Origin of the sequence: Pedobacter sp. FW305-3-2-15-E-R2A2, assembly GCF_038446955.1 — a bacterium.
Lineage (GTDB): Bacteria > Bacteroidota > Bacteroidia > Sphingobacteriales > Sphingobacteriaceae > Pedobacter.
The window spans coordinates 5,819,138-5,844,795 of sequence record NZ_CP151803.1 but is presented as its reverse complement, the minus strand read 5'-3'; the positions used below and the strand labels follow the sequence as shown (position 1 = coordinate 5,844,795).

At 42.4% G+C, this 25,658-nt stretch carries 23 protein-coding genes; 15 read left to right on the top strand and 8 right to left on the bottom strand.

All coding sequences use genetic code 11. The features are described from left to right. Positions 1 to 17 precede the first annotated feature (17 nt). Positions 18 to 1,010 (top strand): hypothetical protein, encoded by a 993-nt coding sequence (locus AAFF35_RS23625; protein WP_342329028.1) that lies wholly within the window; start codon positions 18 to 20, stop codon positions 1,008 to 1,010. Between the two features lie 27 nt (positions 1,011 to 1,037). Then, positions 1,038 to 2,060 (top strand): terpene synthase family protein, encoded by a 1,023-nt coding sequence (locus AAFF35_RS23620; protein ID WP_342329027.1) that lies wholly within the window; start codon positions 1,038 to 1,040, stop codon positions 2,058 to 2,060. 63 nt (positions 2,061 to 2,123) lie between these two features. Here AAFF35_RS23620 and AAFF35_RS23615 read toward each other — a convergent pair whose 3' ends face one another. Then, positions 2,124 to 2,270 carry a hypothetical protein gene (locus AAFF35_RS23615; RefSeq protein WP_342329026.1) on the bottom strand — a complete coding sequence of 49 codons (147 nt, stop codon included), beginning with the start codon at positions 2,268 to 2,270 and terminating at the stop codon, positions 2,124 to 2,126. Between the two features lie 107 nt (positions 2,271 to 2,377). Here AAFF35_RS23615 and AAFF35_RS23610 point away from each other — a divergent pair, with 107 nt between their 5' ends. Beyond that, positions 2,378 to 2,884: a PD-(D/E)XK nuclease family transposase gene (locus tag AAFF35_RS23610; protein ID WP_342329025.1), complete on the top strand. Its 507-nt coding sequence runs from the start codon at positions 2,378 to 2,380 to the stop codon at positions 2,882 to 2,884. 225 nt (positions 2,885 to 3,109) lie between these two features. After that, positions 3,110 to 3,751, top strand: coding sequence for a DUF4272 domain-containing protein (locus AAFF35_RS23605; RefSeq protein ID WP_342329024.1), 642 nt, complete (start codon positions 3,110 to 3,112; stop codon positions 3,749 to 3,751). Positions 3,752 to 3,873: 122 nt separating this feature from the next. On the opposite strand, the gene AAFF35_RS23600 is transcribed toward AAFF35_RS23605, so the two are convergent. Next, positions 3,874 to 5,109 carry an IS256 family transposase gene (locus AAFF35_RS23600; RefSeq protein WP_342329023.1) on the bottom strand — a complete coding sequence of 412 codons (1,236 nt, stop codon included), beginning with the start codon at positions 5,107 to 5,109 and terminating at the stop codon, positions 3,874 to 3,876. Positions 5,110 to 5,493: 384 nt separating this feature from the next. On the opposite strand from AAFF35_RS23600, the gene AAFF35_RS23595 reads away from it, so the two are divergent. From AAFF35_RS23595 to AAFF35_RS23545, 11 genes are all read left to right on the top strand, one after another. Beyond that, positions 5,494 to 6,057, top strand: coding sequence for an RNA polymerase sigma-70 factor (locus tag AAFF35_RS23595; RefSeq protein WP_342329022.1), 564 nt, complete (start codon positions 5,494 to 5,496; stop codon positions 6,055 to 6,057). A 68-nt stretch (positions 6,058 to 6,125) separates the two neighbouring features. Then, positions 6,126 to 7,280, top strand: coding sequence for a FecR family protein (locus tag AAFF35_RS23590; protein ID WP_342329021.1), 1,155 nt, complete (start codon positions 6,126 to 6,128; stop codon positions 7,278 to 7,280). A gap of 202 nt (positions 7,281 to 7,482) precedes the next feature. Beyond that, positions 7,483 to 10,977, top strand: a complete 3,495-nt coding sequence (locus AAFF35_RS23585; RefSeq protein ID WP_342329020.1) for a TonB-dependent receptor — start codon at positions 7,483 to 7,485, stop codon at positions 10,975 to 10,977. Positions 10,978 to 11,006: 29 nt separating this feature from the next. Next, positions 11,007 to 12,767 (top strand): RagB/SusD family nutrient uptake outer membrane protein, encoded by a 1,761-nt coding sequence (locus tag AAFF35_RS23580; RefSeq protein ID WP_342329019.1) that lies wholly within the window; start codon positions 11,007 to 11,009, stop codon positions 12,765 to 12,767. A gap of 108 nt (positions 12,768 to 12,875) precedes the next feature. Beyond that, positions 12,876 to 13,790 carry an AraC family transcriptional regulator gene (locus AAFF35_RS23575; RefSeq protein ID WP_342329018.1) on the top strand — a complete coding sequence of 305 codons (915 nt, stop codon included), beginning with the start codon at positions 12,876 to 12,878 and terminating at the stop codon, positions 13,788 to 13,790. 89 nt (positions 13,791 to 13,879) lie between these two features. Further along, positions 13,880 to 14,782 carry an alpha/beta hydrolase gene (locus AAFF35_RS23570; RefSeq protein WP_342329017.1) on the top strand — a complete coding sequence of 301 codons (903 nt, stop codon included), beginning with the start codon at positions 13,880 to 13,882 and terminating at the stop codon, positions 14,780 to 14,782. A gap of 216 nt (positions 14,783 to 14,998) precedes the next feature. Beyond that, positions 14,999 to 15,916 carry a dihydrodipicolinate synthase family protein gene (locus AAFF35_RS23565; RefSeq protein ID WP_342329016.1) on the top strand — a complete coding sequence of 306 codons (918 nt, stop codon included), beginning with the start codon at positions 14,999 to 15,001 and terminating at the stop codon, positions 15,914 to 15,916. An 11-nt stretch (positions 15,917 to 15,927) separates the two neighbouring features. After that, complete coding sequence (locus tag AAFF35_RS23560; RefSeq protein WP_342329015.1) at positions 15,928 to 17,466, top strand: aldehyde dehydrogenase (NADP(+)); 1,539 nt, start codon at positions 15,928 to 15,930, stop codon at positions 17,464 to 17,466. Further along, the gene (locus AAFF35_RS23555) at positions 17,466 to 18,467 is read left to right on the top strand and encodes a 4-hydroxyproline epimerase (protein WP_342329014.1); all 1,002 of its coding nucleotides are present in this window, start codon (positions 17,466 to 17,468) and stop codon (positions 18,465 to 18,467) included. Before AAFF35_RS23560 ends, AAFF35_RS23555 begins: the two co-directional genes overlap by 1 nt. Before the next feature lie 33 nt (positions 18,468 to 18,500). Then, on the top strand, positions 18,501 to 19,745 hold the full coding sequence (locus AAFF35_RS23550; protein WP_342329013.1) for an FAD-dependent oxidoreductase: 1,245 nt from the start codon (positions 18,501 to 18,503) through the stop codon (positions 19,743 to 19,745). 108 nt (positions 19,746 to 19,853) lie between these two features. Further along, positions 19,854 to 20,759: an AraC family transcriptional regulator gene (locus tag AAFF35_RS23545; protein WP_342329012.1), complete on the top strand. Its 906-nt coding sequence runs from the start codon at positions 19,854 to 19,856 to the stop codon at positions 20,757 to 20,759. A 34-nt stretch (positions 20,760 to 20,793) separates the two neighbouring features. On the opposite strand, the gene AAFF35_RS23540 is transcribed toward AAFF35_RS23545, so the two are convergent. The 6 genes from AAFF35_RS23540 to AAFF35_RS23515 all read right to left on the bottom strand — a co-directional run bounded on the left by AAFF35_RS23540 (position 20,794) and on the right by AAFF35_RS23515 (position 25,653). Next, positions 20,794 to 21,294: a GNAT family N-acetyltransferase gene (locus AAFF35_RS23540; protein WP_342329011.1), complete on the bottom strand. Its 501-nt coding sequence runs from the start codon at positions 21,292 to 21,294 to the stop codon at positions 20,794 to 20,796. Further along, positions 21,294 to 22,670 carry an aspartate kinase gene (locus AAFF35_RS23535; protein WP_342329010.1) on the bottom strand — a complete coding sequence of 459 codons (1,377 nt, stop codon included), beginning with the start codon at positions 22,668 to 22,670 and terminating at the stop codon, positions 21,294 to 21,296. Before AAFF35_RS23535 ends, AAFF35_RS23540 begins: the two co-directional genes overlap by 1 nt. Positions 22,671 to 22,687: 17 nt before the next feature. Next, positions 22,688 to 23,590, bottom strand: a complete 903-nt coding sequence (locus AAFF35_RS23530; protein ID WP_342329009.1) for a prohibitin family protein — start codon at positions 23,588 to 23,590, stop codon at positions 22,688 to 22,690. Between the two features lie 274 nt (positions 23,591 to 23,864). After that, positions 23,865 to 24,173, bottom strand: coding sequence for a hypothetical protein (locus AAFF35_RS23525; protein ID WP_342329008.1), 309 nt, complete (start codon positions 24,171 to 24,173; stop codon positions 23,865 to 23,867). A gap of 14 nt (positions 24,174 to 24,187) precedes the next feature. Then, on the bottom strand, positions 24,188 to 24,373 hold the full coding sequence (locus AAFF35_RS23520) for a hypothetical protein (RefSeq protein ID WP_342329007.1): 186 nt from the start codon (positions 24,371 to 24,373) through the stop codon (positions 24,188 to 24,190). 44 nt (positions 24,374 to 24,417) lie between these two features. After that, entirely contained in the window at positions 24,418 to 25,653 is a 1,236-nt protein-coding gene (locus tag AAFF35_RS23515) for a hypothetical protein (protein WP_342329006.1), read from the bottom strand. Between the last annotated feature and the right edge of the window lie 5 nt (positions 25,654 to 25,658).

Here is a 25,658-nt window from a genome sequence, read left to right as displayed (position 1 = left end):
CCTAAAAATCATGCCCTATGAACGCACACCTGCTTTCCCAATTTCATTACCCTTTTCCCATGCTAAAGAATCCATCTGCCGAAGCCTTGCAAGAGCTCACAGATCATCAATGGATTGATGGGGAGTACCTCTGGTTATATGAGGATGATCCTGATACCAGGTATAAGTATAAAAAAACGAAAACGGCACATATCGCCGCTCAATGGTTCCCTACTGCCAGTCCTGAACGGCTGAAGCCCATTTGCAGATTCATGCTATGGACACTTTATAATGATGATAAGTATGAAGAGGGGACCCCTGAAGAAATCAGGATGGTACATAAACAGTCGCTGGCAGTTCTTGAAGGAGTACTGTCTGTAGAAGATGCCCAAATCCCTCTGGCAGGATTGCTGGCTTCGCTGAGAACTGAATTACTGCAGTTTATATCCGAAGAATCTTTTCTTCATTTTACAACAGCACTCAGCAGGTACTTTAAAGGACTGGAGCGGGAACTTATTTATAAGCATAGAAAAACCTTTCCAAGTGTGGAAGAATGTATTGCCATCCGAGAAGATTCACTATGTCTTTTTCCCTTTCTGGAGCTTGCAGATGTGGAGACGAAATTGCCATTGCCGGCAGAAATTTATGGACATCCGGTAATTCAGCGGTTGAAAGCACTGGCCAGCAGAATGATGGTTTATTACAACGAGGTGCAATCTGTAATCAAGGATGAAGCAACCGATAGCATCTATTACAATGTGGTAAAAGCCATCCAGCATAATCGGAGCATTTCCTTAGAGGAAGCTTGTCTGGAGGATTTGCGGATACATAATGAAGCCCTGGAAGAATTTCTGTACCTGCAAAATTCGCTCCCTGATTTTGGAGAATGGCAGGATGCGGTAATCAACCGCATACATTATATCAGCATGACTTTAAGTGGCTGGAAAAATGTATCTGCTAAAATGGAACGATACAATTCGCTAAATGGCTTCCCTTCTGTAGAGCAGGTGAAATCAGTATTCAACAATTAATGATCACATTTTTTAATACTCAGATTCATGAAAGAAGAACTATTTATCCCTAAATGCTATTATCCGTGGGCAACTGTACATAGTCCGATTGCAACAGCTTTTGATCAGGAAGAAATTGCCTGGTACGACAATGATTATACTTTCATTTCTGAAGAGGGAATAAAAAGATGTAAAACACAGCAGCTTTCTCAGGTGGCTACTTATATGAACCCAACCTGTGTGAATATAGACCATATGCGCCCTTGTGCAAGGCTGATGATTTACATCACACTTTGTGATGATTACTTTGGGCTCACTCCTGTAAAGGAACTAAAGCCTATCGCGGACCGGATTTATGAGGTCATGCTTGGTGATGATCCCCAGCCAGATGAAATTGGTATACTCAGGCAAATGGCGCAGGCAAGAAAGGAATGGGAGGTGTTTATGCCTCGGTTCTGGATAGAGCGGGTCTCTATAAATTTTTATGAATTTATAGTTTATGGAATGCTGGAGGAAGCACCATTTAAACTGGCTGAAAAGAGAACTTATCCTTTGCTGGCTCATTATTTCAGCTTTCGTAAGTATTCTATCGGAATGGGGCCTTACGGCGACCTGATCGACCCATGTACCAATTTTGCATTACCGGTACATATCTATAATCATCCTTTGATTAAGCGTGCAAATGAACTGCTTGCACTGCTTATCGTAATTCAGAATGATTTTGCTTCTCTGAAAAAAGAGCTCGAGATAGAAGGTGAGTTTATGAATATTATATTTATTCTGAGGCATCACTATAAGTTATCTTATCAGGAGGCCTGTATTGAAGGGATGAGAATTCATGATGAATATGCGAGAGAACTGGATGAAATACATGTGTCTTTACCCGATTTTAGTCCATATCAGCAGGAAACATCCAACTATGTTTATCACATCAAACTGCAGGTCAGCGGATGTGCAAATTGGTACTATAATTCGGGGACACAGCGCTACGAAAGCAAAGCGTTTATTCTGCCGCAATACGGAAGGGAGGGGGATGATATCATTATCCCGCATAGTGATTTTGTAAAGTAAACTGACTAAACGCATCCTGATCTTATCAGTTGGGATCAGGATGTATTTTCTAATAAGATAAGGCTATCCTTCCAGTGTTTCTGCTGCTTTTATAACCAAATCAACAATTTCCTGTGGATGAGAAGCCATAGAAGTATGGCTTGATGATAAACTAATCGCTCCTGCTTTCATTCTTTCTGCAAAAAAATGTTGTGTTTCTTGTGGGATCATCCTGTCCAGCTCAGATACCTGATACCAGGTGGGTAGCTGTTTCCAGCCTACATAATCTGGTTTATCTTCAAAGATGTTTTTAAGTGTGTTTGTTTATTGTTGTTTTAATGAACAAAGATACCGGCAAAGTTTTCTACGATAAGTTTAGGTTTAAATTTCTGGAATTACCTAACTTCGACAAAGAGGTAAATGAGCTGTCGTCTGATTTAGATAAGTGGTTTTATATTCTTAAAAATATGAGCAGGATGGAAAAGATACCATTATACCTCAATCAGGGAATCTTTAAGAAATTATTTAAAATCGCAGAGGTGAGTAAACTAACAAAGGAGCAACGAACACTCTATGAGTCGAACTTAAAAGCGAAGTGGGATTATGAACATAGTCTTGCCTGGGCCAGTAAAGAGGCTGGAGAAAAGGCGAAAATCGAAGGTAGGAGGGAAGGAATAGAAGAAGGAATCAAGGAAGGAATAGAAAAGGGAATGGAAAAAGGAATACAGGAAGGTATTTATAAACAAAAATTGATTACAGCCCGGAAACAAAAACAGCAGGGGATGTCTCTTGAGCAGATCGCGGAATTCAACGAACTTTCAATCGAAGAAATTGAGGTGTTGTAATTCTATAGCCTGCTGAATACAAATGTCGGAGCTAAAAGCAAAATAACCCTGGTCTTAACCCGGATCATTTTGTTGATCATCGAAACCGGGTAATTAATAGGTGATCTTAACCAAGATGTTGTTTTGCCGGGATACCTTAGCATGGTTTTTGTGTAGCTGGAAGTCCCTCCGGATTCTTTATTGATCAATCTGGAAAATTACTTTAAATTTTAGCAGTTATCATTTATGACAGACGAACATAAACAGCAAATAAAATTAGAAAACGATCAGATTATTAACGAAAAAGGATTCCGTGTCAACAATTGGCTGCCAGTCTTAGATACACCAAAGTTAAGGACAGTTGAAGAAATAAAAGGACGTATGTCGGTCATGAATGCAATGATCAATATTGCTTTTGAAGCACCTACCTATATTATTGATGAATGGATCAAAGCTCAGAAATTAACGGCGTTTCTTTCAGATTCAGAAAAGGAGATTTTAGCAAAGGAAAATGAAGAATTAACAGAAGAAGAGATCAATTCACTCATGTGGTACCTGGAAGCTCTATGGGCCCTGATGTGGTTAACAAAAATGGTGGATAAGCTGGAGGCCGAAAAACATGTGGGAGATAATATGGCTTCCCTATTGCCAAATCTGGAAGATGGTGATACCAATGAAAAGCTTGATAAGATAAAAGATATCCGACCTGAAGTGGAGATTTACACGACGCTGGATTACTATTATCGCCTTCATTGGTATTGTGTTGACGAAAGGTTAAATGGCCGGGAACCAAAGCTAAACGAAGGACAAGTCTATGAAAGACGAAAAGCTTTAGAGTGGGCTTTCAACAGAGCAAATAATTGGGATGACGTAGAAATGGGAACCTAAAGGAGATAATCCATGCATTCTTTTAAATGTGATGAATCAATAAGGAGAACATATTGTCCCTCAATAAATGAGTGATTTGGGAGTGTAACATGAACTGTGTCAGTTTCAAAAATTAACGCCTCTCAGAATCCTTTATTCTCTTGAAGAATTCTGTCACCAAATTTAATATAAAGTTGTGAAAATGCCGGTCCCCAATTATGGATTGGCATCGTCCATTTCTTACTGATGTTTTTGATGACCAGGTACATGAGTTTCATCAGTGCCTGCTCAGAAGAAAAAGCCCCCTTGGTCTTGGTGATTTTGCGGATTTGGCGGTGTACGCCCTCAATCGGATTGGTGGTGTAAATAATCTTACGGATCCCTTGATCGTATTCAAAGAATGCAGAAAGGTTTACCCAGTTGTCCAGCCAGGACTTACAACTCAGGGGATATTTCGTCCCCCATTTCTCTTCGAACTCCAGCAATTTTTCATATCCCAGCTGTTCATTATTCGCCTGATAGATTGGCTTCATATCGGCCATTACTGCCTTTTTATCTTTCTCAGGAACATAGCGCATAGAACAGCGGATCTGGTGAACAATGCAAAGCTGTACCCTGGTCTTTGGAAAGACAGCCTCTACAGCTTCAGGGAAGCCCTTTAGTCCATCAATGCAGGCGATCAGGATATCTTCAACACCACGCGTTTTTAGATCAGTGAGTACCGAAAGCCAGAATTTGGCGCCTTCGTTTTCAGCCGTATAAAGCCCCAAAACATCTTTTTTGCCTTCAATATCCACACCCAGGATATTGTAGATCGCACGGGTTTCCACTACACCATTTACCCTGACCTTAAAGAACATGCAATCCAGGAAGACAAAGGGGTAAACTGCTTCTAAGGGTCTGTTGCGCCATTCCTGCACGGCTGGTAGTACGCTGTCAGTAATGCGTGAGATCTCAGCTGCAGAAATATCCATGGCGTACATTTCCTGGATATAATCACGCATAGCACGCGTACTCATCCCCATTGCATACATCGAGAGGATGTTGCCTTCCAGTTCTTCTGTAATGATCAGTTGGCGTTTGGGGACAACCTTAGGGTCAAAAGTGCCCAGGCGGTCCCGACCGGTTTCCAATTCAAACTCTCCCGAGCTCAAGCTGCGAACCGTCTTCTTACTTTTCCCGTTCTTACGGTTGGACTGACCGGCTGGCTTACTTTCTGAAATGTGGTGCTCCAGCTCTCCGGTCATCATAGATTCCAGAAAGTGTTTCATCATCGGGGCTAGTACCCCATCCGTGCCAGTCATTTTCTTGCCGGCATATAAGCCAGCTATAGCTTCCTTTTTGAAGCTTTCGAAATCAAAGTCTTCTTGTGTTGCCATAATTATGTCGATAGTTTAAAGTTACACTATTGACACAGTTTGTGAAACACCCTCAGTGATTTACGTAATGTTTTTCATATGTTATTAATATGCGTTTGATCTCAAGTACATTTTCAATGAGAAAAGTTTAAAGAAAAGATATCATGATATCTTGATGCTAATGCATCTGGTATTTATCAAAGAAGATCAGAATTAAGCCCATTTATCTTTCTTGCTTTTAATTTACGCATACGTTTGAAATGTATAATGCAAACGTATGCGCAACTTTTTACCCTATTCCTCAGTTCTTTTTACCTAATTATTTTGTTACAATTGTGAGGGAACAATACAGCAAGGCCAATCTCTATGGTCTTATTCTTTAGAATTTAAGAAAAGGAGTGCATCATGAATAGGTATCGCAGTTTTACTGATTCGGAATTAACTGGCTTATTGCAAGATGGAGACCATACGGCCTTTACAGAGATCTATAACCGATATTGGAAGAAGCTATTTCTCGTTGCAGCACATAAAGTAAAAGACCTGGAAGAGGCAGAAGAAATTGTACAGCATATTTTCGTTTCCCTCTGGAACCGGAGAGAAAGCTTAAAGATTACTTCCAGTTTATCGGCTTACTTGTCTGTATCTGTAAAATATAGGGTCATCAAGGCGCTGGACAAGCAATACCATCAACAAAAATATACCGATAGTCTGGGCATGAAGGGAATCGCCGATGATTCTACTCAGGAATGGTTGGATTTTCTGGAGCTCAAAGACCAGTTAGAGAAACTCGTTTGTGCCTTACCTGAAAAATGTCGCCTGGTATACCGGATGAGTAAGGAGCGGGGCTTGTCTCAAAAAAAGATTGCGGAGGAGTTGGAAATCTCTGAAAAAACCGTTGAAGCGCATTTAGGGAAGGCGATTAAATCTTTGCGTGCAGGGCTAAATCAATTTATGATGACCTTGCTGTAAAATATTTTTCAATGGAGTAAGGGATTCGTCTTTCACAAGAGACCTCTGTTATATAGCCCCTATAACGGATGGACAATTCTAAAGAAAATAAACGATATCAGGAACTGGCCGCTAAATGGCTGGACAAGACAATTACAGCCGAAGAAGAAGTCGAATTTGCCAATTGGTACAATAGAGACCAAGACTTGGAACTGGATATTCCGGAAACGTTTGTCAATAATGAAGATTGGCATAGGAGCAGGATGTTTAAAAAAATCCAGCAGGAGATTCATCCCGAAAGACCTTTTCTAATCCGTTACCGTTTTGCGATCGCAGCAATCCTGCTGATCAGTCTTTCCACTGGACTATTCTTCTACCATTATCCATCAAATCTTCAGAACGTTCCACAGAATTTCGCCAACGGTGATATTTTACCCGGAACAAATAAAGCTTTTCTCACACTTGCAGATGGTACTAAGCTCTCTCTGACCGATAGTAAATCCGGAAAACTTGCAGAGCAGGCTGGTGTGAAAATTACTAAAGGAAAAGATGCCCAATTGATTTATACGGTTTTGCCTTCCGCAGGAAGTAAGTTAGAATACAATACCATCAGTACCCCCAAGGCGGGTCAGTATCAGGTAAACCTGCCGGATGGAACACAAGTCTGGCTAAATGCCGCTTCCTCCCTCAGGTTTCCAACAAATTTCTCGGCCACCAGGGAACGTAAAGTTGAACTCATAGGAGAAGCTTATTTTGAAGTGGCCAAAGACCCGAAGAAAGCATTTAAAGTGAGTTCGTCCGGACAGGAAGTCAGTGTATTTGGAACCCATTTTAACATCAACAGTTATCCTGATGAACAAAATACTTATACGACCCTATTAGAGGGAAGTATAAGCGTAAATGGGACTATGCTCAAGCCTGAACAACAATCCATCCTCAACGGAAAAAATATTAAAGTCATTCCTGCAGATCTGGAAAGTGTGATGGCTTGGAAAATGGGATACTTTAGGTTTGATGATGAGTCTCTGGAAAGCATCATGAAGAAAGTATCAAGATGGTATGATGTGGAGGTCGAATTTCAGGCTGCTGATCTTAAAGAACTGGAATTTGGGGGAATCGTAAGCAGATCAGAAAAAGTATCTAAAGTGTTGAGGATGTTGGAACTCACCACCGCAGTAAGCTTTAAGCTGGAAGGGAACAAGATCATGATTAAACAAAAAAATAACAGAGCAGAAAGAAAATAGATTACTAACCAAACCTAACCAAGTATGAAACATCCAGGAAAAGACCCTTAAATCCGAATAGCTATCAGATTTCAGATAACGAGATCAGGAGCGCTGGAACGCCCCTGACCGAATGTTCTGTGATCACTGAAAACAATTGATTCAACCATTTTCTTAAATCCTTTTCTGATTGCCCGAAACCTTCGAAAGCTGTGGTAATCAGATGAAAAAGAACAACCAAATGTATAAAAATTATACTAAAAGTCTTGGTGTGCCTCCCGGCTATACCCTAAAATTTCTGATGAGTATAAAGCTGACCGTCATCTTTTTAATCGCAACCGCCTTACAGGTAAGTGCAACAGGCTTTGCACAAAAAGTGACTTACTCCAGAAAAAATGCTACCCTCAAACAAGTATTTAATGAAATCAATAAACAAACAGGGTACAACATCATATGGTCGGCAAAAAAAGTAAAAAATACCACCAGTGTAAATGCAAATTTTAACAATGCATCTTTAGAAACGGTATTGGATGTCTGTCTTAAAGACTTGCCTTTAGCGTACATAATTGAAGACAAAATTGTAGTCATCAAAGAGAAAGAAACGATTATTTCTGATAAGCTAAACCAGTTTCTGCGCTTCATGGAAGTAAGGGGAAAGGTAGTGGATGAAAATGGTAATCCTTTGCCGGGCGCTTCTATCAAAGTTAAAGGTGCAAATAAAGGAGCGGTTACCGATGTAAATGGCGCTTTTATCCTTTCTGATGTCGCGGAGAATGCAACTCTCGAAGTTTCCTTTGTTGGTTATATCAGTCAGGAAATCAAGGCTTCTTCTCAAAATGTGGTCATTAAGCTGATGCCAAAACCCAACGAGCTGGAAGATGTAGTTGTGGTGGCTTACGGTAGCCAAAAGAAAACACGCCTTACAGGTGCGGTGGCACAGGTGACCGGAAAAGACCTTGCCGATCGTCCGATCACCAGAGTTACTCAGGCTTTGCAGGGGCAGGTGGCCAATCTGAACATCAGTATCGGAGGTAGTGGCGGATCACCAAATGCGACACAAGGCATTAACATCCGTGGATATACAGGACTTGGAACAAGTGCAGGGCCGTTAATTGTAATTGATGGAGTTCAGGGAGGTGATATTAATAGCCTCAATCCGGATGATATAGAAAACATTTCTGTATTAAAAGATGCAGCATCAGCGGCGATTTATGGATCAAGTGCCCCTTACGGAGTGATCCTGATCAAAACAAAACAAGGTAGTCGTGGAAAGACACCGAGCATCACTTACAACAATAACATTTCGATGAACACCATCTTCAATTTGCCAACCATGGTGAATTCCCTGGATTTTGCAAACATCTATAATGAAGCCTTTGTAAACGCAGGCAGATCTCCATTTTACGATGCTGCAGCTCTTCAGCGGATTAAAGATTATCAGTCGGGCGCACTGACCACAGAGACGATAAAAGATCCCAATCCGGCAAACAATAGCTATTTATCATGGAATGCAGCCAATTCAAATAATGATTGGTTTAAAATTTATTATAAAGACCGCTCTTATAGTCAGCAACACAATGTGAGCATAAATGGAGGTTCGGAATCTTCCAGCTATTTTGTCGGTGCCGGATTTAACGACAGAAGCGGAATGTATAATTATGGGAACGACAAATACAAACGCTATAACCTGAGAACAAATCTAACTACGGATGTAACGAAATGGCTTACTTTTAGTTTCAGGGGAAGTTTTTCCAGAGAGTTGTTTGATACTCCCAACCTGTATGCCGCGCAAACAGGAGGAGGTGAAAGGGCCTATATGCACCAGATTGCCCGTAAATTTCCTACAGTACAGTTGTACAATCCTGATGGACGCATCTCTGCGGAAAGTAATATCCAGTTGCAGAGCGAGGGAGGAAGAGAAATTACAACTAAAGATAAAGGTCTGTTAACCGGAGAGCTGAATCTGAAACTGGCAAAAGGATGGACAGCAACGGCAAACTATACTTTTGACGGAACCTATTTCGATAGAAGTACACACCTGAAAACCTTGTATACCTTTTTGCCGGATGGTTCACAAGCAACGGTGGGAGGAACGACCCCTAACGGATATGCCAGGTATAACGAAAGGATTCAACATGAAGTAGTGAACATCTATTCGCAATATGAAAAACAGCTGGGCGACCATTATTTCAGTGTGATGGGTGGTTTTGTGAGTGATTACAATGCTTTTCAATCTTATGGTGCAAGCAATACAAATTTATACTCAGATAATATTCCTTCACTGTCTACTTCGTACGGAACGACTCCTTCTATCTCCGATGGTGTCAGGAAATTGGCTTCGGAAGGCTTTTTTGGAAGGTTCAATTACAATTATAAAGAAAAATACCTGTTAGAACTGAGTGCCCGTTATGATGGAACTTCCCGTTTTTTATCTGAGGTAAGATGGAAAGCTTATCCGGGAATTTCTGCAGGATGGAATGTCGATAAGGAATCCTTTTTTGAACCGGTGAAAAAATATGTGAACGGTTTGAAATTCCGTGGATCTTATGGTAAACTGGGAGATCAATTGTTTTTACAGGATAGCTATTACCCATTCTATCCGAGTCTGGGGACAAGCAGTCCTACCAGTACATCCTGGCTTTTTGGAGGATCAAGACAAGCTGCGGTAAGTCAGCCTGGCCTGGTAGACAACTCATTGACCTGGGTAAGCACTTCTACCTTAAACTTTGGAACTGATGCAGCCTTTTTAGACAACAGGTTGAACACGACGTTCGACTGGTACATCCGTAAAGCAAACGATGTCATGGGTCCAGCAGCTGCATTACCCGCAATTTTAGGTACATCAGCACCAGGGATTAATAACTCTGCCATTGAAACCAGAGGATGGGAACTATCTATCGGATGGAGAGACAAAATTGGCAATGTGAATTATGGACTTAAAGGAGTATTGAGCGACTATAAGGCTAAAGTAGTACGTTATCCAAACCCTACAGGTGATTTAGGAACCTGGTATCAGGGACAGCAAATGGGAGAGATCTGGGGATATCAAACGATCGGCTTTTTCAAAAGTGCTGAAGAAGTTGCTGCTGCACCTTCCCAATCCAGAATCAATGGCAATCCATGGACCGCAGGGGACATCAGGTATGCAGACCTGAATGGAGATGGTAAAATTGATGCCGGAACAAGTACACTCAGCAATCCCGGCGACCGTAAGGTAATCGGAAACAGTACACCACGCTATAGCTATGGTCTTACTGCCGATGCAAGCTGGAATGGTTTTGATGCAATGATTTTTATTCAGGGTGTAGGAAAACGTGATGCGGCAATAGGAGGTAACTATTTCTGGGGTATCGTAGGTGATGAATGGCAAAGCTCTTTGTTTACGACCCATCTGGACAGATGGACTCCGGAGAACCCGAATGGTTATTATCCTAAATATTACATGAGCGAACAAAACGGTAAAAATACACAGGTACAGAGCAAATATCTTCAAAGTGCGGCGTATATGAGGATTAAGAATGTTCAGTTGGGTTATACCATTAGTAAAGCGCTTCTCGACCGCATAAAAATCAGTAAGCTGAGGTTTTATATCAGCATAGAGAACCTGGCCACCTTTACAAAATTTACAAAGGCACTCGATCCTGAACTGACTTTAAACGAAGGAAAAGTATATCCGCTTCAGCGAAGCTATTCCGCAGGACTAAGTGTGACATTTTAATTCTACAGGCAATGATAAAAAATATGATTATGCGCAATAAACTATATCTGTTGATGCTTATAGGCCTGACCACTCTGGCCGCCTGTAAGAAAGACTTTCTGAATCAGACTCCGGAAACAAGCATTAGTGAAGCTGAATTCTGGAAAACACCCAATGACCTTCAGCTGTATGTCAATAATTTCTATTCTACTTTTCCTTCTACGATCAATGGTTTTGGTACAATAGGTCCATATGGATTGGATGCGGATCAGGGCAGTGACAACATGATCACGATGTCTGTGGACGGACCCTTAAACGGAACAAGAGTAGTGCCTGGATCAGGCGGAGGTTGGGCTGCCGGAGACTGGAGCATGCTGAGGAACATCAATTATTTTATGGTGAATTACAATAAGGTAAATGCAGCATGGGACAATCAAAAAAATTATGTTGGTGAAGCATTGTTCTTCAGGGCCTGGTTTTACTTTAGTAAACTGAGACAATTCGGAGACCTTCCATGGGTAAATAAACCGATGAACCCGGTATTGGATCAGTTAAAGGGGGCACGCTTATCCAGAGCGGTCATTGTAGATTCCATTATGAATGACCTTGACAAGGCGGTAAATTACCTGCCTTCTAAAGATAAAGCTCAACCTTCGAGGGTAAATAAACAAATCGCACAATTGCTTCAGGCAAGAATTGCACTTTTTGAGGGAACCTGGGAGAAATATCATGCGAATACTCCTTTTGGTGTAAGTGGTGCCGATGGTACTAAATTTCTGCAAAAGGCAGCAACGGTAAGTAAAGACCTGATCGATAATCCTGACGGAAACGGATTGGCAGCTACACCCGGAACGGATGGCTATTGGAAATTGTTCAATCAAAGTAATTACAATGGAAATCCGGAAATCATGCTCTGGCGACAATTTGACCTGAATGCAAATGGAGGTCATTACTGGCACCGCTATACAAATACAGGTGCGGGAAGAGGAATCACCAAAAATTTGATCGATTACTATTTATGTACAGATGGAAAACCAATTACCGGAAATCCATTGTATCAGGGAGATGCCAATTTGTTAAATGTGGTCAAAAATAGAGATCCAAGGATGCTGCAAACCCTATATGTGAATGACGGAAACCATATCGTTACGAACAACAGACCAAATGGAGCCGCTGCCGCAATTTTTGAAGTACCCACTTTTACCTCTCCAAATGAACAGAAACCGGCTACCGGTTATCAGGTGTATAAAGGACATAATCCGGATTATACACAACAACAGGACAGGGGAACCACTGGTTACATCATTTTCAGGTTTGCAGAGGCACTCTTAATTTATGCAGAAGCCAAAGCAGAATTGGGAACTTTTAATCAGGCAGATGCCGATTTATCTCTGAACAAACTAAGGAGCCGCGTTGGTATGCCTAACCTGATGGTGGGTGGAATCGTGAATGACCCTAAATGGGAGTTTCCAACGCTGAGCCCGGTGATTAATGAAGTACGTAGAGAAAGAAGGATAGAGCTGGCCTGTGAAGGATACCGCAGGGACGATGTGTATCGCTGGGCTGCCGCCGATGAATTATTGGTGGGCTGGAAACCAAAAGGAGCAATCCTGAGTCAATGGACAGGCTTAGTTCCGGCTGCGAGTCTTGCTACTTATCCGGTTGATGCAAATGGTTATATCGAATTGTTTAAAAACATTCCGGCGATGGCTGCTGGCTATCAGTTTAATGTACTAAGAGATTATCTGGCTCCGATTGCGATCGATCAAATGAGCCTTAATCCTGACATTAAACAGAATCCGGGATGGTAATTTAATAGATATTAACGCGCTCCAGTTAGGTTAATGAAGTTACAGGTACGTTTGGTCACGTACCTGTTTCTTTTTTAAGATCTTAGCGAAAATCATTATCTTGTAGATATGTATTTTACCAGTCTGCCAGATCATACCAAGCCGGGATTCGATGAAGCATTACATTTCAGCAGATTCAAGAAGCACAACATCATTTTTAATGCAGAGAGCAGCGCAAGTCATTGCGAAAATCACGTAGGCTGCCTTTCTTTTAAAACAGTGCTGAGTGGGGAAGAATGGTATGGCATTAATCGCCAGAAACTTGCGGTTAGACCGGGACAATTTCTAATTTTAAACGATGACCAGAACTATTCCTGCAGGAGTGATAATGGCGAAAAGTTAAGGATCCTGTCGGTATTTTTTAAAAAGGAATTCGCTTCTTCTGTATTTCGTGATGCCTTGCATACGGAGTCATTTTTGTTAGAGGAACCCCTCGATAACGGAACACAAACGCTTGAGTTTTTTCAGACGTTAAACCACATCACACCTGAATTGCAATTGCAGTTATCAGGACTGTTGACTGCGCTTGATGAACAGGGTTATGAAGAGAACATGATGGATGAATATCTCGTTTTCTTATTACATCAGCTCATCCGGACGCATAAGTCAGAGTTCAATCGTGTAGGGCAGGTTGCGGCCCTTAAATCAAGTACAAGAACCGAGATTTACAAAAGGCTATGTGTTGCTAAAGATATCCTGCATTCTACTTATATGGAGCATACTGATTTGGCACATATCAGTAGTTTAGCCTGCTTGTCGGTCCCTCAGTTGGTCAAACAGTTTAAAGCTGTTTTTTGCATTACTCCCCACCAATACCTGATCCGTGTCCGCCTGAAACATGCAGCTGATTTATTAAAGCTTACGGATAAACCTATCCATGAAATTACCTGGATGACCGGTTTTGAAAATGTCAGTGCTTTTTGTCGCGCTTTCAAATCGGGTTATGGGATACAGCCTGTGAGCTTCAGGAAAATGAAGGTATAGATTGAGCATTCTTGCATATTTCTCCTCTTGCTGAAAGTATAATTTTGAGCTTAGTTAATCAATTATATCATTCAGTAAACTTGAAAACATTGAAAAAAGCAATCTTCGTTTTAGTGGTGGCCTCATTTTTTAAGCTCTCCTACGGCCAGGAGAAGACCATTCCTTTGTACGAGGGGATGATTCCCAATTCAAAAATAGCTCCGGCAGAGTATGTGGAACATATCGATAGTTCTGGTCTGACCCGTAATTTAAGCAACCCAAGTATCACGCCTTATTTACCGGAAAAAGGAACAGCGACCGGAACTGCCGTAATTATTTGTCCGGGTGGTGGTTATCTGGTTTTGCCAACCATGGAGAACACTTTGGCTACGGTAAAGGCCTTTAATAAAATGGGAGTGACTGTTTTTGTTTTAAGATACCGGATGCCAAATGATAAGGTGATGATCGATAAAACCATTGGGCCATTACAGGATCTGCAAAGGGCGATACTCATCGTTCGTAAAAGGGCAACAGAATGGGGGATAAACCCGAATAAAATTGGTGTTGCGGGATTCTCTGCGGGGGGGCACCTCGCGACTACGCTGGGAACACATCAGGGTTGGACAGTGATAGATAACAAAGAAAATATTAGTCTGAGACCTGATTTTATGGTCCTGGTTTATCCGGTGATTCTTTTTGATCCAAAAATACCAAGTGGGGTGAGGGAACGATTAATCGGGATGACGCCGTCTAAAGAATTGTTAGATCGCTTTAGTAATGAAAAACATGTAAGCCCTGATACGCCACCGACATTCCTGGTTCATACAGCAGACGACGATACGGTACCGGTTAAAAACAGCCTTAATTTTTTTGATGCCTTATTGAAAGCCAAAGTTAAAGCAAGCATGCATATTTTTCAGGCTGGCGAACATGGGTTTGGACTAGACAACCCTGGTAACAAGGATAAATGGATAGACATGTGCCAGCATTGGATGGAGGAAAATGGGTTCTGACAGGAATCGCCGCTGGAATTTAACGAGTTTATCCGAAAAAAATAGAATATGATCAAAATCTATTCATGTTAATCATTTGTTCTGGTGTATTTACAGGGCATATTGGTTAATATCCGGGCATTTGCTGGCCTTCTAAACGCCTAAATTTGATGCTGATCAAGGGCTTTGAAAAATAACGAGTCCCTGTTTTTAATTAAAAAATAAACCAAACAACGTATGAGTATCAATTGGAATGGGGTATTTCCCGCTGTGACGACAAAATTTACAGATCAGGATGAGTTGGATTTTAACATGTTTAACATTAACCTGGAGGCGCAATTGGCCGCAGGTGCGGGTGGAATTATCCTGGGTGGTTCTTTAGGAGAAGCGAGTGTATTGAGTGATGAAGAAAAGTTTGAATTGCTGTCGCATACTTTAAAGGTAGTGAACGGCAGAGTTCCCGTATTGTTGAACATCGCAGAACCGACCACCAAAAAGGCTGTTGCAGCAGCAAAAAAAGCAGAACAACTCGGTGCAAATGGCTTGATGCTGCTTCCTCCAATGCGCTATTATGCCGACCCGGAAGAAACACTGGCCTTTTTTGAAGCGGTTGCCCTGAGCACGCCACTACCGATCATGATTTACAACAACCCGGTGGATTATAAGATCGAAGTTACGCTGGATATGTTCGAGGTTTTATCGAAACATGCGAATATTCAGGCTGTAAAAGAATCAACAAGAGATATTTCCAATGTGACCAGGATGATCAATCGTTTTGGCGACAGGTTTAAGATCTTAACTGGTGTAGATCCTTTAGCGATGGAAAGCCTGGTGATGGGGGCCCATGGATGGGTAGCCGGACTGGTGGATGCCTTCCCAAAAGAGACCGTTGCTATTTTCAGACTGATAAAACAGAACCGTATTCCTGAAGCATTGACGATTTACCGTTGGTTCCTTCCCGTGTTGGAGCTGGATATACACCCTAAGCTGGTTCAGTACATCAAGCTTGCCGAGACAGCCACAGGAATAGGAACGGAAACCGTAAGGGCACCACGTTTGGCGATAAAAGGCACAGAAAGAGAAAGGGTGCTGAAGGTCATTAATGACGCATTGGCCAATCGTCCGCAATTGCCGGAAGGTAGCTGGGGAATCTAAATATGGAAAATATGAATGGAACTTTTTATGCCTTAAATCCGGCTACGGGTAAAGTCCTGGAAGGAGAGTTTTTAAAATCCGGACTAAGGGAGGCCGATGAAGCGCTTCGCGCTGCTGAGCAGGCCTTTCAAAATTATAAAAACATTAATAAGGATGTCAAAGCGGCTTTTTTAAGGTGCATTGCAGATGAGATCGCTGCATTGGGCGATATCCTGATCAACAGGGCGGCTGAAGAAAGTGGTTTGCCGATAGGAAGATTACAGGGAGAGTTGGGCCGTACAACAGGGCAGTTAAGGTTATTCGCTCAGTTGGTGGAAGAGGGATCCTGGGTGGATGCCATCATAGACACCGCGATGCCGGAAAGACAACCACTTCCAAGACCGGATATCCGGCGTATGCTGGTTCCGCTGGGGCCAGTAGTAGTTTTTGGAGCAAGTAATTTTCCACTCGCATTTTCTGTTGCAGGAGGAGATACGGCTTCTGCGCTTGCTTCAGGTTGTCCGGTGATTGTAAAGGCACATCCTGCCCATTTGGGAACAAGCAAATTAGTAGCATCGGCAGTAATAAATGCTATCCGTAAATCCGGACTTCCTGAAGGACTCTTCTCTTTGCTCTATGACGATGGCTATGAAATAGGTGCCTATCTCGTAACGCATCCGAAAACTAAAGCGGTGACCTTTACCGGATCTCTTAAAGGAGGGATGGCACTGGTCAGACTGGCACAACAACGCAAACAACCTATCCCGGTATTTGCAGAAATGGGGAGCATCAATCCGGTGGTTTTATTGCCGGAGGCAATTGCAGAAAAAGCAACTGAGCTTGCCGCAAAATGTGCCGCATCGATTACCCTGGGAGCCGGGCAATTTTGCACCAATCCAGGTCTGTTAATCGCTGTGCAGTCTGAAGAACTGGACCAGTTTAAACAGGAGTTGAACCGCATCATCTCCACAACACCTTCCGCAACGATGCTGACTGAGGGAATCTTCGTCAACTATGAGCAACGGACTCAGCAAGCGTTGAATGCAGCTGAAGTCAGCTTATTGGCAGAATCAGGATTGAAGAACACGGACTTGCAAAATCAGTCTGTCGCTAAAATAGCTCAGGTTAGCGCTGCCGATTTTCTCAAATCGGATAGTCTTCAGGAAGAAATCTTTGGTCCTTATTCTTTACTGGTCATTGCGGAGGATATCCGGCAAATGGAAGAAGTACTGGATGCTTTGGAAGGACAGCTCACTGTAACGCTGTTCTCCGCTGAAAATGAGCTGAGCCAATACCCGGAACTGATCAGTAAGATACAAGATAAAACAGGCCGAATGATCAGGAATGGTATGCCTACAGGAGTAGAAGTCTGCAGCGCCATGCAACATGGCGGACCTTATCCGGCAACGAACGACAGCCGGTTTACCTCAGTAGGGACGACTGCAATTTATCGTTTTGTACGGCCCCTTGCCTGGCAGGATTGGGCACCGGAACTCTTGCCGGACGCATTAAAAGATGGTAATCCCCTGGGGATTTATAGATTGATCAACCAAAAACGAACCAACACATAATGTCAAGTAAAACCTTCTTTTGTGTAGATGCACATACCTGTGGAAATCCGGTAAGATTAGTAGCCGGGGGCGGCCCCCAGCTTAGAGGAGCCAATATGAGTGAAAAGAGACAACATTTTCTACGGGAATACGACTGGATCCGTACGGGTTTAATGTTCGAACCCAGGGGCCATGATATGATGTCGGGAAGTATTCTTTATCCGCCACATGATCCGGAAAATGATGTGGCTGTACTGTTCATCGAAACAAGTGGTTGTTTGCCGATGTGTGGCCATGGAACGATCGGGACGATTACCATTGCCATAGAAGAAGGCTTGATCAGCCCGCGTATTCCAGGGATCGTAAGAATGGAAGCTCCGGCAGGCTTGGTCTTGATTGAATATCAGCAGGAAGGAAAAAAAGTGACCGCCGTAAAACTGCGCAATGTTCCGGCTTACCTTGCTGCATCAGACCTTGAGGTAGAATGTCCGGACCTTGGAAAGCTTAGTTTTGATGTGGCTTACGGAGGTAATTTCTATGCAATTGTGGACCCGCAACGCAACTTTTCGGGAGTACAGGATTATACTGCGTCGCAATTGATCAGCTGGAGTCAGGTGATCCGAAAACGCATTAATGAACAACATACGTTTGTCCACCCGCTGGATGAAACGATCAACGGTTGCAGCCATATCCTTTGGGCCGGAGATCCTTTGGATCCAACATCAACCGCACGCAATGCTGTTTTTTATGGAGACAAGGCGATAGACCGTTCTCCTTGCGGAACGGGAACCTCTGCACGTATGGCCCAATGGCATGCAAAAGGCAAGTTGTTACCCGGACAGCCCTTTATTCACGAAAGTTTTATCGGGAGCAAATTTACCGGTAAGGTGGAGGAGGAGCTGAAGTTGGCAGACTTTGATGCGATTATTCCAAGTGTGGAAGGCTGGGCGAAAGTGTATGGATACAACACCATCAAGATCGATGATGATGATCCATATGCCCATGGATTTCAAGTGATTTAATAGTCTGTTGTTTCAAGAAAAGGAAAAAAATAAATGTCGCATGTTTTAATTATAGGAGCTGGGATTGTCGGATTGAGTTCTGCCTATTACCTCCAAAAGCAAGGTCACCAGGTCACGATTTTAGATAAAGGAGAAGTCACCGATAGCTGTTCTTTTGGAAACGCAGGGATGATTGTACCGAGTCATTTTGTACCCCTTGCTTCGCCGGGGATGGTTCAACAGGGAATCCGCTGGATGTTCAACAGTAAGAGTCCGTTTTATGTACGGCCGTCAGCAGACCTGAGCCTGATCAGTTGGGGACTGAAGTTCCTGAAATCTGCAAATTCCGGGCATGTATCCCGTTCGGCAGTGCCTTTAAGGGATTTATCCCTACTCAGTAAGCAGCTGTTTGAAACGCTCGCGAAGGAGCCAGGCTTTGATTTTGAATTGAAAAACAAAGGGATACTTGCTTTCTATAAAACGGAACAGGTGGCAGAAGAGGAAGCCCATCTTGCCGGAAAAGCAAAAGAGCTGGGACTGGATATGGGGGTGTTAAATGCTGCAGAATGTCAGCTGCTTCAGCCGGAGCTTCAACTGGATGTGCTTGGCGCAGTGCATTATCGCTGCGACGGACATTTGTATCCGCCAAAACTAATGGAGGCTTTGATTCAGTACCTGGAGCAAAATGGGGTCAATATTGTACGAGGTTCGGAAGTGAGCAGAATCGAACAAAACGGAACGAAAATAACAAAAGTATTTACCGGAGAGAAAGCCTGGGAAGCAGATCATTATGTGTTGGCTTCCGGCTCCTGGTCGCCGGCCATTGCAAAAATGATGGACATCCGTGTGCCACTGATGCCGGGAAAAGGTTATTCTTTTATGGAAAAAGAACCTGGACAACGGATGACAATTCCAGCTTTACTTTGTGAAGCAAGAGTAGCGATCACGCCGATGAACGGATCAATCAGGTATAGCGGAACAATGGAGCTGGATAAAATCAACAATCGTGTCAATATGCAAAGAGTAAAAGGGATTGTGGAGGCAGTACCGAAGTATTTCAGTAACCTGCATCCGCAGCTTCCTGCTGCTGAGCAAGTCTGGTTTGGTTTCAGACCTTCGTCACCTGATGGTTTGCCTTATATCGGGCATAGTGCCAGATTGAAAAATTTAGTTATCGCTACAGGACATGGAATGATGGGATTAAGCCTGGGCCCGGCAACAGGTGCCTTGGTTAGCCAACTCATTTCTGGTCAAAAAACAGAGATAGAAATCAGCGCTTTTTCTCCTTCGAGGTTTTAACGCTTGGCAAATATTAACTGGATATAACCGTATTTTAACATGATAATGGTTTTATGTCTTTACTGAATGTTAATATCCGTATATTAACATTCAGTAAACCGACCAGATATGAAAGTATTTCCATTTACATTGTTTGTACCAGACGATAAAAGTGTCATATCGGAACACATTTCCCAGCCTTACTTTTACCAGTACCTTCATCGTCATGATGAATGGCAGATTACCTGGGTTCAGAAAGGGGAGGGAACCTTAATTGCCGGAAATAACATGCATTCCTTTTCTTCAGGAGATGTTTTTCTAATAGGAGCCAACCTGCCTCATCTTTTCAAGTCGAATCCTGAGTACTTTGCTGGTGATGAAAATAAAAGCATTTCCGCCTGTTCCCTTTATTTTAATCCTTCGGGCATCCTGAAAGCCTTATTTGATTTACCAGAGATGAAACTGCTGAATTCCTTTTTTAAGAATAATAAGCATGGTTTTAAAATTCCGCAGAAATGGACTGAGGAGATTTCCACCCAGATCTTTGAAGTTCATCAAGCCTCGGGCACCCATGTCCTGTTTAATCTTGTTCAGCTGCTAAATACGCTTCAGGGAATAAATGAAGAGGTGGAAGTCCTTTGTTCCGAGGTTTATTCCTCAGATATTTCCGAAGACGAGGGGATCAGGTTGAGTAATATTATCAATTTTATTATGCGCAATTATAACCGGCAAATCACGCTGGAAGATATTGCAAATACCGCTTATATGACCCCACCGGCATTTTGCCGCTATTTTAAACAGCATACCGGACATACTTTTGTTTCCTTTTTGAATGAGGTGAGGGTAAATGATGCCTGCAAAAGTTTACTTGCAGGAACAAAGACAGACGGCATTTCCGGAGTCGCCTATAAGGCTGGATTTAATAGCATTACCAATTTTAACCGGGTATTTAAAAGCGTTACGGGACAATCACCCCGCGCTTATATTGATGCCTATCATGGCTTGAGCCGGGCCAATTTAACAGCACGGGTATAATAATAAACTTGCGCTATAAAGGAAGCGACAACAATTAGCCTTTAATTTTCTTTCCCAATATTTCTCCCGGCAGTCCATCCATTTCAGCAACCTGCTCAGATACAAAACCCAGATTGATCAGAATCTTTCTTGAGCCAGCATTCGAGGGATCAATGATTGCGGTAATCTTATGGAGAAAGGGAGTCGATTCCGCAAGCGCCATTAAATGCTCTGCGATTTCAGTTCCATAGCCTTTACCCCAATATTCCGGCAATACTAAATAACCAAGTTCCGCTTCATCAGCTTCGTTATCGTTCAGGTCCATTTTTCCTAAACCTATAAATTGATGGGTAGCCGAGTCGTATATTTTGAAACGTCCGAAATCAGGGTATTTCTCATTCTTTTTGAGGATGGTTTCAAAATCTGCTGTGGCTTCCTCCATGGAAAGCCCCCTTTCTGTAACCATAGCCATTACCTGCTCATTGGAAACGAGCAGGTAATAGTCTGAAAAATCAGTATATGCAGAGAATTTTTTGAGGTATATTCTGTTTGTCATTAGCCCATAGCTTTATTTAATGCAATGATCGCTCTTTTGAAGTGCTCCGTAGCAATTAAGAATTGGATGTTCACTTTTCTTAGCGCAAAGCCTGCACTTTTAATATTGATTCCATCTTCAGTAAGGGCATAGGCACTTTTTGCCAATAAGCCCGGCTGATCCATATTCGTGCCCAGCAAGCAAACCATTGCTACATTTTCTACGGTCACTTTCTCGAAATCCTCTTCCAATTTACTAATGAGTTTTTTATTGAAATCGCGTGCCCAGATGACGATAGAAATGCTATTTGCACTCGTTGATTTAAAGGTATAACTTACGTTATAGTCGAAAAAGGTCTGCATGATCTGGAGGTCACTTCCTACATTTCCTACCATCGAAGGGTCATATACATCGATCATCATCAGTTTATCCGTTCCTGTGATGACTTCCACACGTTTGTGTTCACATATAAACTCACGGGTAATCAATGTTCCCGGATGTGAAGGTTCAAAAGTGTTTTTAATCCTCAGGTGAATGCCACTTACTTCCAGCGGTTTTGAGGCCTTAGGATGGATGGCTTCCATACCTACATCCGCCAGTTGATCGGCGATGTCGTAATTGGTATAGCCTACAGGAATACAGTTTTCTATACCTACCAATGCCGGATCAGCAGTAGAGAGGTGGTATTCCTTATGGATAATCGCTTCCTGAGGCTTTAAGAATTCCGCAATCTTACTGAAAGTAACTTCAGAATAACCACGGTCAAACTCTCTCATGATTCCTTCCGTACCCTTCGCATAACCGGTTGTAATGCAAATGGTCTGTTCAAAATCAATGTTTTTGAAAGCATGTTTGATACGTTGGTCAATCGTAAAAGGACGGTGATCACCAAATCCACTCAGGTCAACCAGGCGGGTATTGATGCCCATGTTCTGCAGGATATTGGTGAAATTGAATGCCGAATGGCTTTCTCCGATCGAAGCAAGAATTTCACGGGCTGCCTGAAGGATGCCCTCTCGGCTCACATAACCTGAGGCTAGGATATTGGCCAGATTTTCCAGGTAGGTCTGCGCTTCTTTAACGTGGTTTTCAATAAAACGATCAGCAACGGCAAGGTCAAGACCTAAGTCTACATATCTTTTATTGATGGTTTTTAACTTAATGATCAGGTCCTTTAAAGGACGATGAAAATCCTGTTGTTTTGCAATACGGTGGTAAACACCCGGAGCCCCGGTTTTCTTGTTCTCCAACAGGAGATCCGTAACCCCTGAGAATGCAGAGACTACGAATATCCTGTTATATAATTGTTCACCGGTACGTTCAAATAATATGATATTTTTTATGACTTCCTGTAAGGCACTCATTGAAGTGCCGCCTATTTTTTCTACTGTTAACATGTAAGGTTTATAACGACTTAGTTTGAGCCTAAAATTACAGGATTTTTTCCGTTCCCCATAATGATGATCTTGGTATTTGGAGATAGGGCGATCTCTTTTTGTGCCTTTATAGATTCGTACTGGAGTTGTTTGTCACTAAGGCCGGTAGACAAGATATGCTGATAATCGGCGATACCCTGGGCTTCTACCCGTTTCCGTTCTGCTTCCTGTTTTTCTTTCTGTAATACAAATTGCATTTTCTGTGCGTCCTGTTCGGCATTGATCTTTGATTCAATCGTTTTACGGACAGATTCAGGTAAGGTGACATTTCTGATCAGCAACTGTTCCAGTTTGAGCCCTCTTTTGGCAAAACTATGGTTGATGGTAGAAAAGATCTTGTTCTGAAATTCCTGGCGTTTGGTAGAGTATAGGGCAACCGCTTCATACGAGACAGCATTGTCTCGTATGGCTGTTCTCGCGATCGGACGGACCACTTTATCCAGGTAATCCCCACCGATTTCTTTTAGAATCTTTGGTGCATCTTTGGGCTGAACACTGAATAAAACGGAAAGATCAATCGTGACTTCCAATCCATCGGAAGTTAAAATCCGGATGGCATCATCGCCCGCCTTGCTGCCTTCATCGTGAATGGCAGACATGGTATAGTTTTGTGTTTTAACGTCAAAAGTAGTGACCTCTACCAGGGGATTAATAATGTTCAGGCCACTGTAAAGCACATCATTATCTACTTTTCCGTATAAAGTTTTTACGCCTACCTGCCCTGCGTCTACCACTTTAAACATAGAAAGTGCGGCACCGAGCAAAGTGAGAACGATACCTGCAATACGAATGAGTTTGCTGAATTTTGCAATCTGTTGATCAGTTTTGGCAATAATGAAGCTGATGGTTGTGATCAGCAATCCTAAAATAATTAGAAACATCGTCTGAGGGTTAATTAAGGTTAAAATCCAGGTTTATATTTACTTTTTTGAGTGGTAATGGTAGCGCAGAATGATACGCCGGATGTTGGAGAAGTTTGTAGTTTTCCATCTTTTTGATTTTTATACGATGAAAGCGGCAAAGGGGATGCCTTAAACTGATTGGAACCAATAAATGCCCCTCATGGCATCTGAAATGTGTTTTTTCTTTTTTATGAAATAATGAAAATTAGCTGTACTCTTTCAAAATGGAGTGGTGTTTTTCATTTTGAACCGGTTATTCCCGCTTTATTTTCGGTCCATATTTTTTCATCACATCCAAAATCTCATTCCTGTTCTCCAGGTATATATTACTGAGAAAGATGAGGCCGATCTCTTTATTGAAAAGCACATTTGAAATTACTCCGGGGTCATCTCCATCATGACCAATAAAACCATCATTGTAAAGATTCCAGAGTACACCTTTGTTTCTGGTTTTCAGGCTAAAGTTGTTGGGTAAGTGAGCTGCTGAAAACCTTGGTTTAAACATCAGCTCAAAACTCTCTTTAGAAAGTAAAGTTGAATTTCCTTCCAGTCCGAGCATCATTTGACCACACTTTTTTAATACGGAATTCCTTTTTTATCAACGATAACGGTGGAAAAACCTGGGAATTCTGATTTGGAATAAATGCTGCTCCGTGCCAGGTCCGGAGAATCCTTATCATGCTGAGCGAAAGCAGGAGTGTTCAGTAAATTGAAAAGAAATAAGAAAAGAAATATGTTTCTGATTTTCAGGATAATATTCATTTGATAATGATAAATATCATCCTGAAAATAAATAATATTAGATTTTAACGGGTTTCAATTTCGGGAACGCTGATCCAGTGCCATTTCCTGTTGGTAAAACCTGGGTTTAGATCACCATCCATATTGAACCTCCTCAGGTCAATTAAGCGGGTCCCCCTCCAGGATAAGAAAATACGGCGGATGGCAATAAGCGTGCTCAGGTCCGACAAAGCAGTTTTGAGGTTAGAGTTACCACTTGCATCATATTTTTGGATCACGGCATTAACCAGATCTGTTGCATTTCCCGGAATCAAGCCGCGAATCACAAGCTCTGCCCTGATCAGCTGCATTTCTTCCTCATCCGTCACCATTAAAGGATCTCTTTCTTTGTAATAAGTTAATGACCAATGGCCTTTAGCAGCTTTTATCACCGGAATCCTGGTCTGTTCTGCCACTGTTTTTAGCTGTGCTACCAGGGTGGGGTCAACCGCAGCATCCCTTACATTGACATTTAATGCGGTAAAGAAGGCATTACTTGTTGTACCTATAGTATTCAGGAAAGAAAAATTCTCTGTTGGCTTAAAGGAAGAATTGATGTGTAATACCGCAAGCGGGAAGTTGCTGGTATGAATTCCAAGTTTAGCCAGCAGGGAGTGCAACAGCCTTTTCTCCTGGTCGTTGGCCAGGGGTAAGGCTTCTTCCCAATAGCGCTGTGCTTTTGCATAAGCATCGGCATGTTTGACCAGCTGATGGTCTGCATAAACGGCCTGATTTGTTTCACTAACGCTAAAATAATCAGCCATTAGCATCCAGGCATAACCCGCATGAAGTTTGGCATGATAAGTAGCGGATTGTTTAATCTTGATCTGATCTGCATCAGCAGGGCTCAGCTGCTCTGCAATTTTGATGGCATCTTCTGCACGGGCCCTGTAGTTTTGTACATTAGACCATACACCAAAAAGAGAGGTATTGTCCGGAGCAAGTTTATCTTCATCCAGTTCCTTGTAGAACGGTGAATTTGGGACTGCAGTAGGTACGATCTCATCCACAATAGCACCAGAGGCTACCAATAGGTCGGAAGCAGAGGAAGCACCTGCACGCCATACTCCGGCGATAACAGGTCCGTATACATAACTTCCTTTTTCAAGGCGTCCCAGCATTTGAATGTTGTTCAGTTGGGATTCATCAACGGTATTGTTGGGCAATTTTGAGTCGTTCACCCACTTGTCGCAGGACGAAAGACTGAAAGCTAGGGCAAACATTGCTGCGGTGCTCAAAAGGCTTTTTGTTTTCTTTAACATAAATT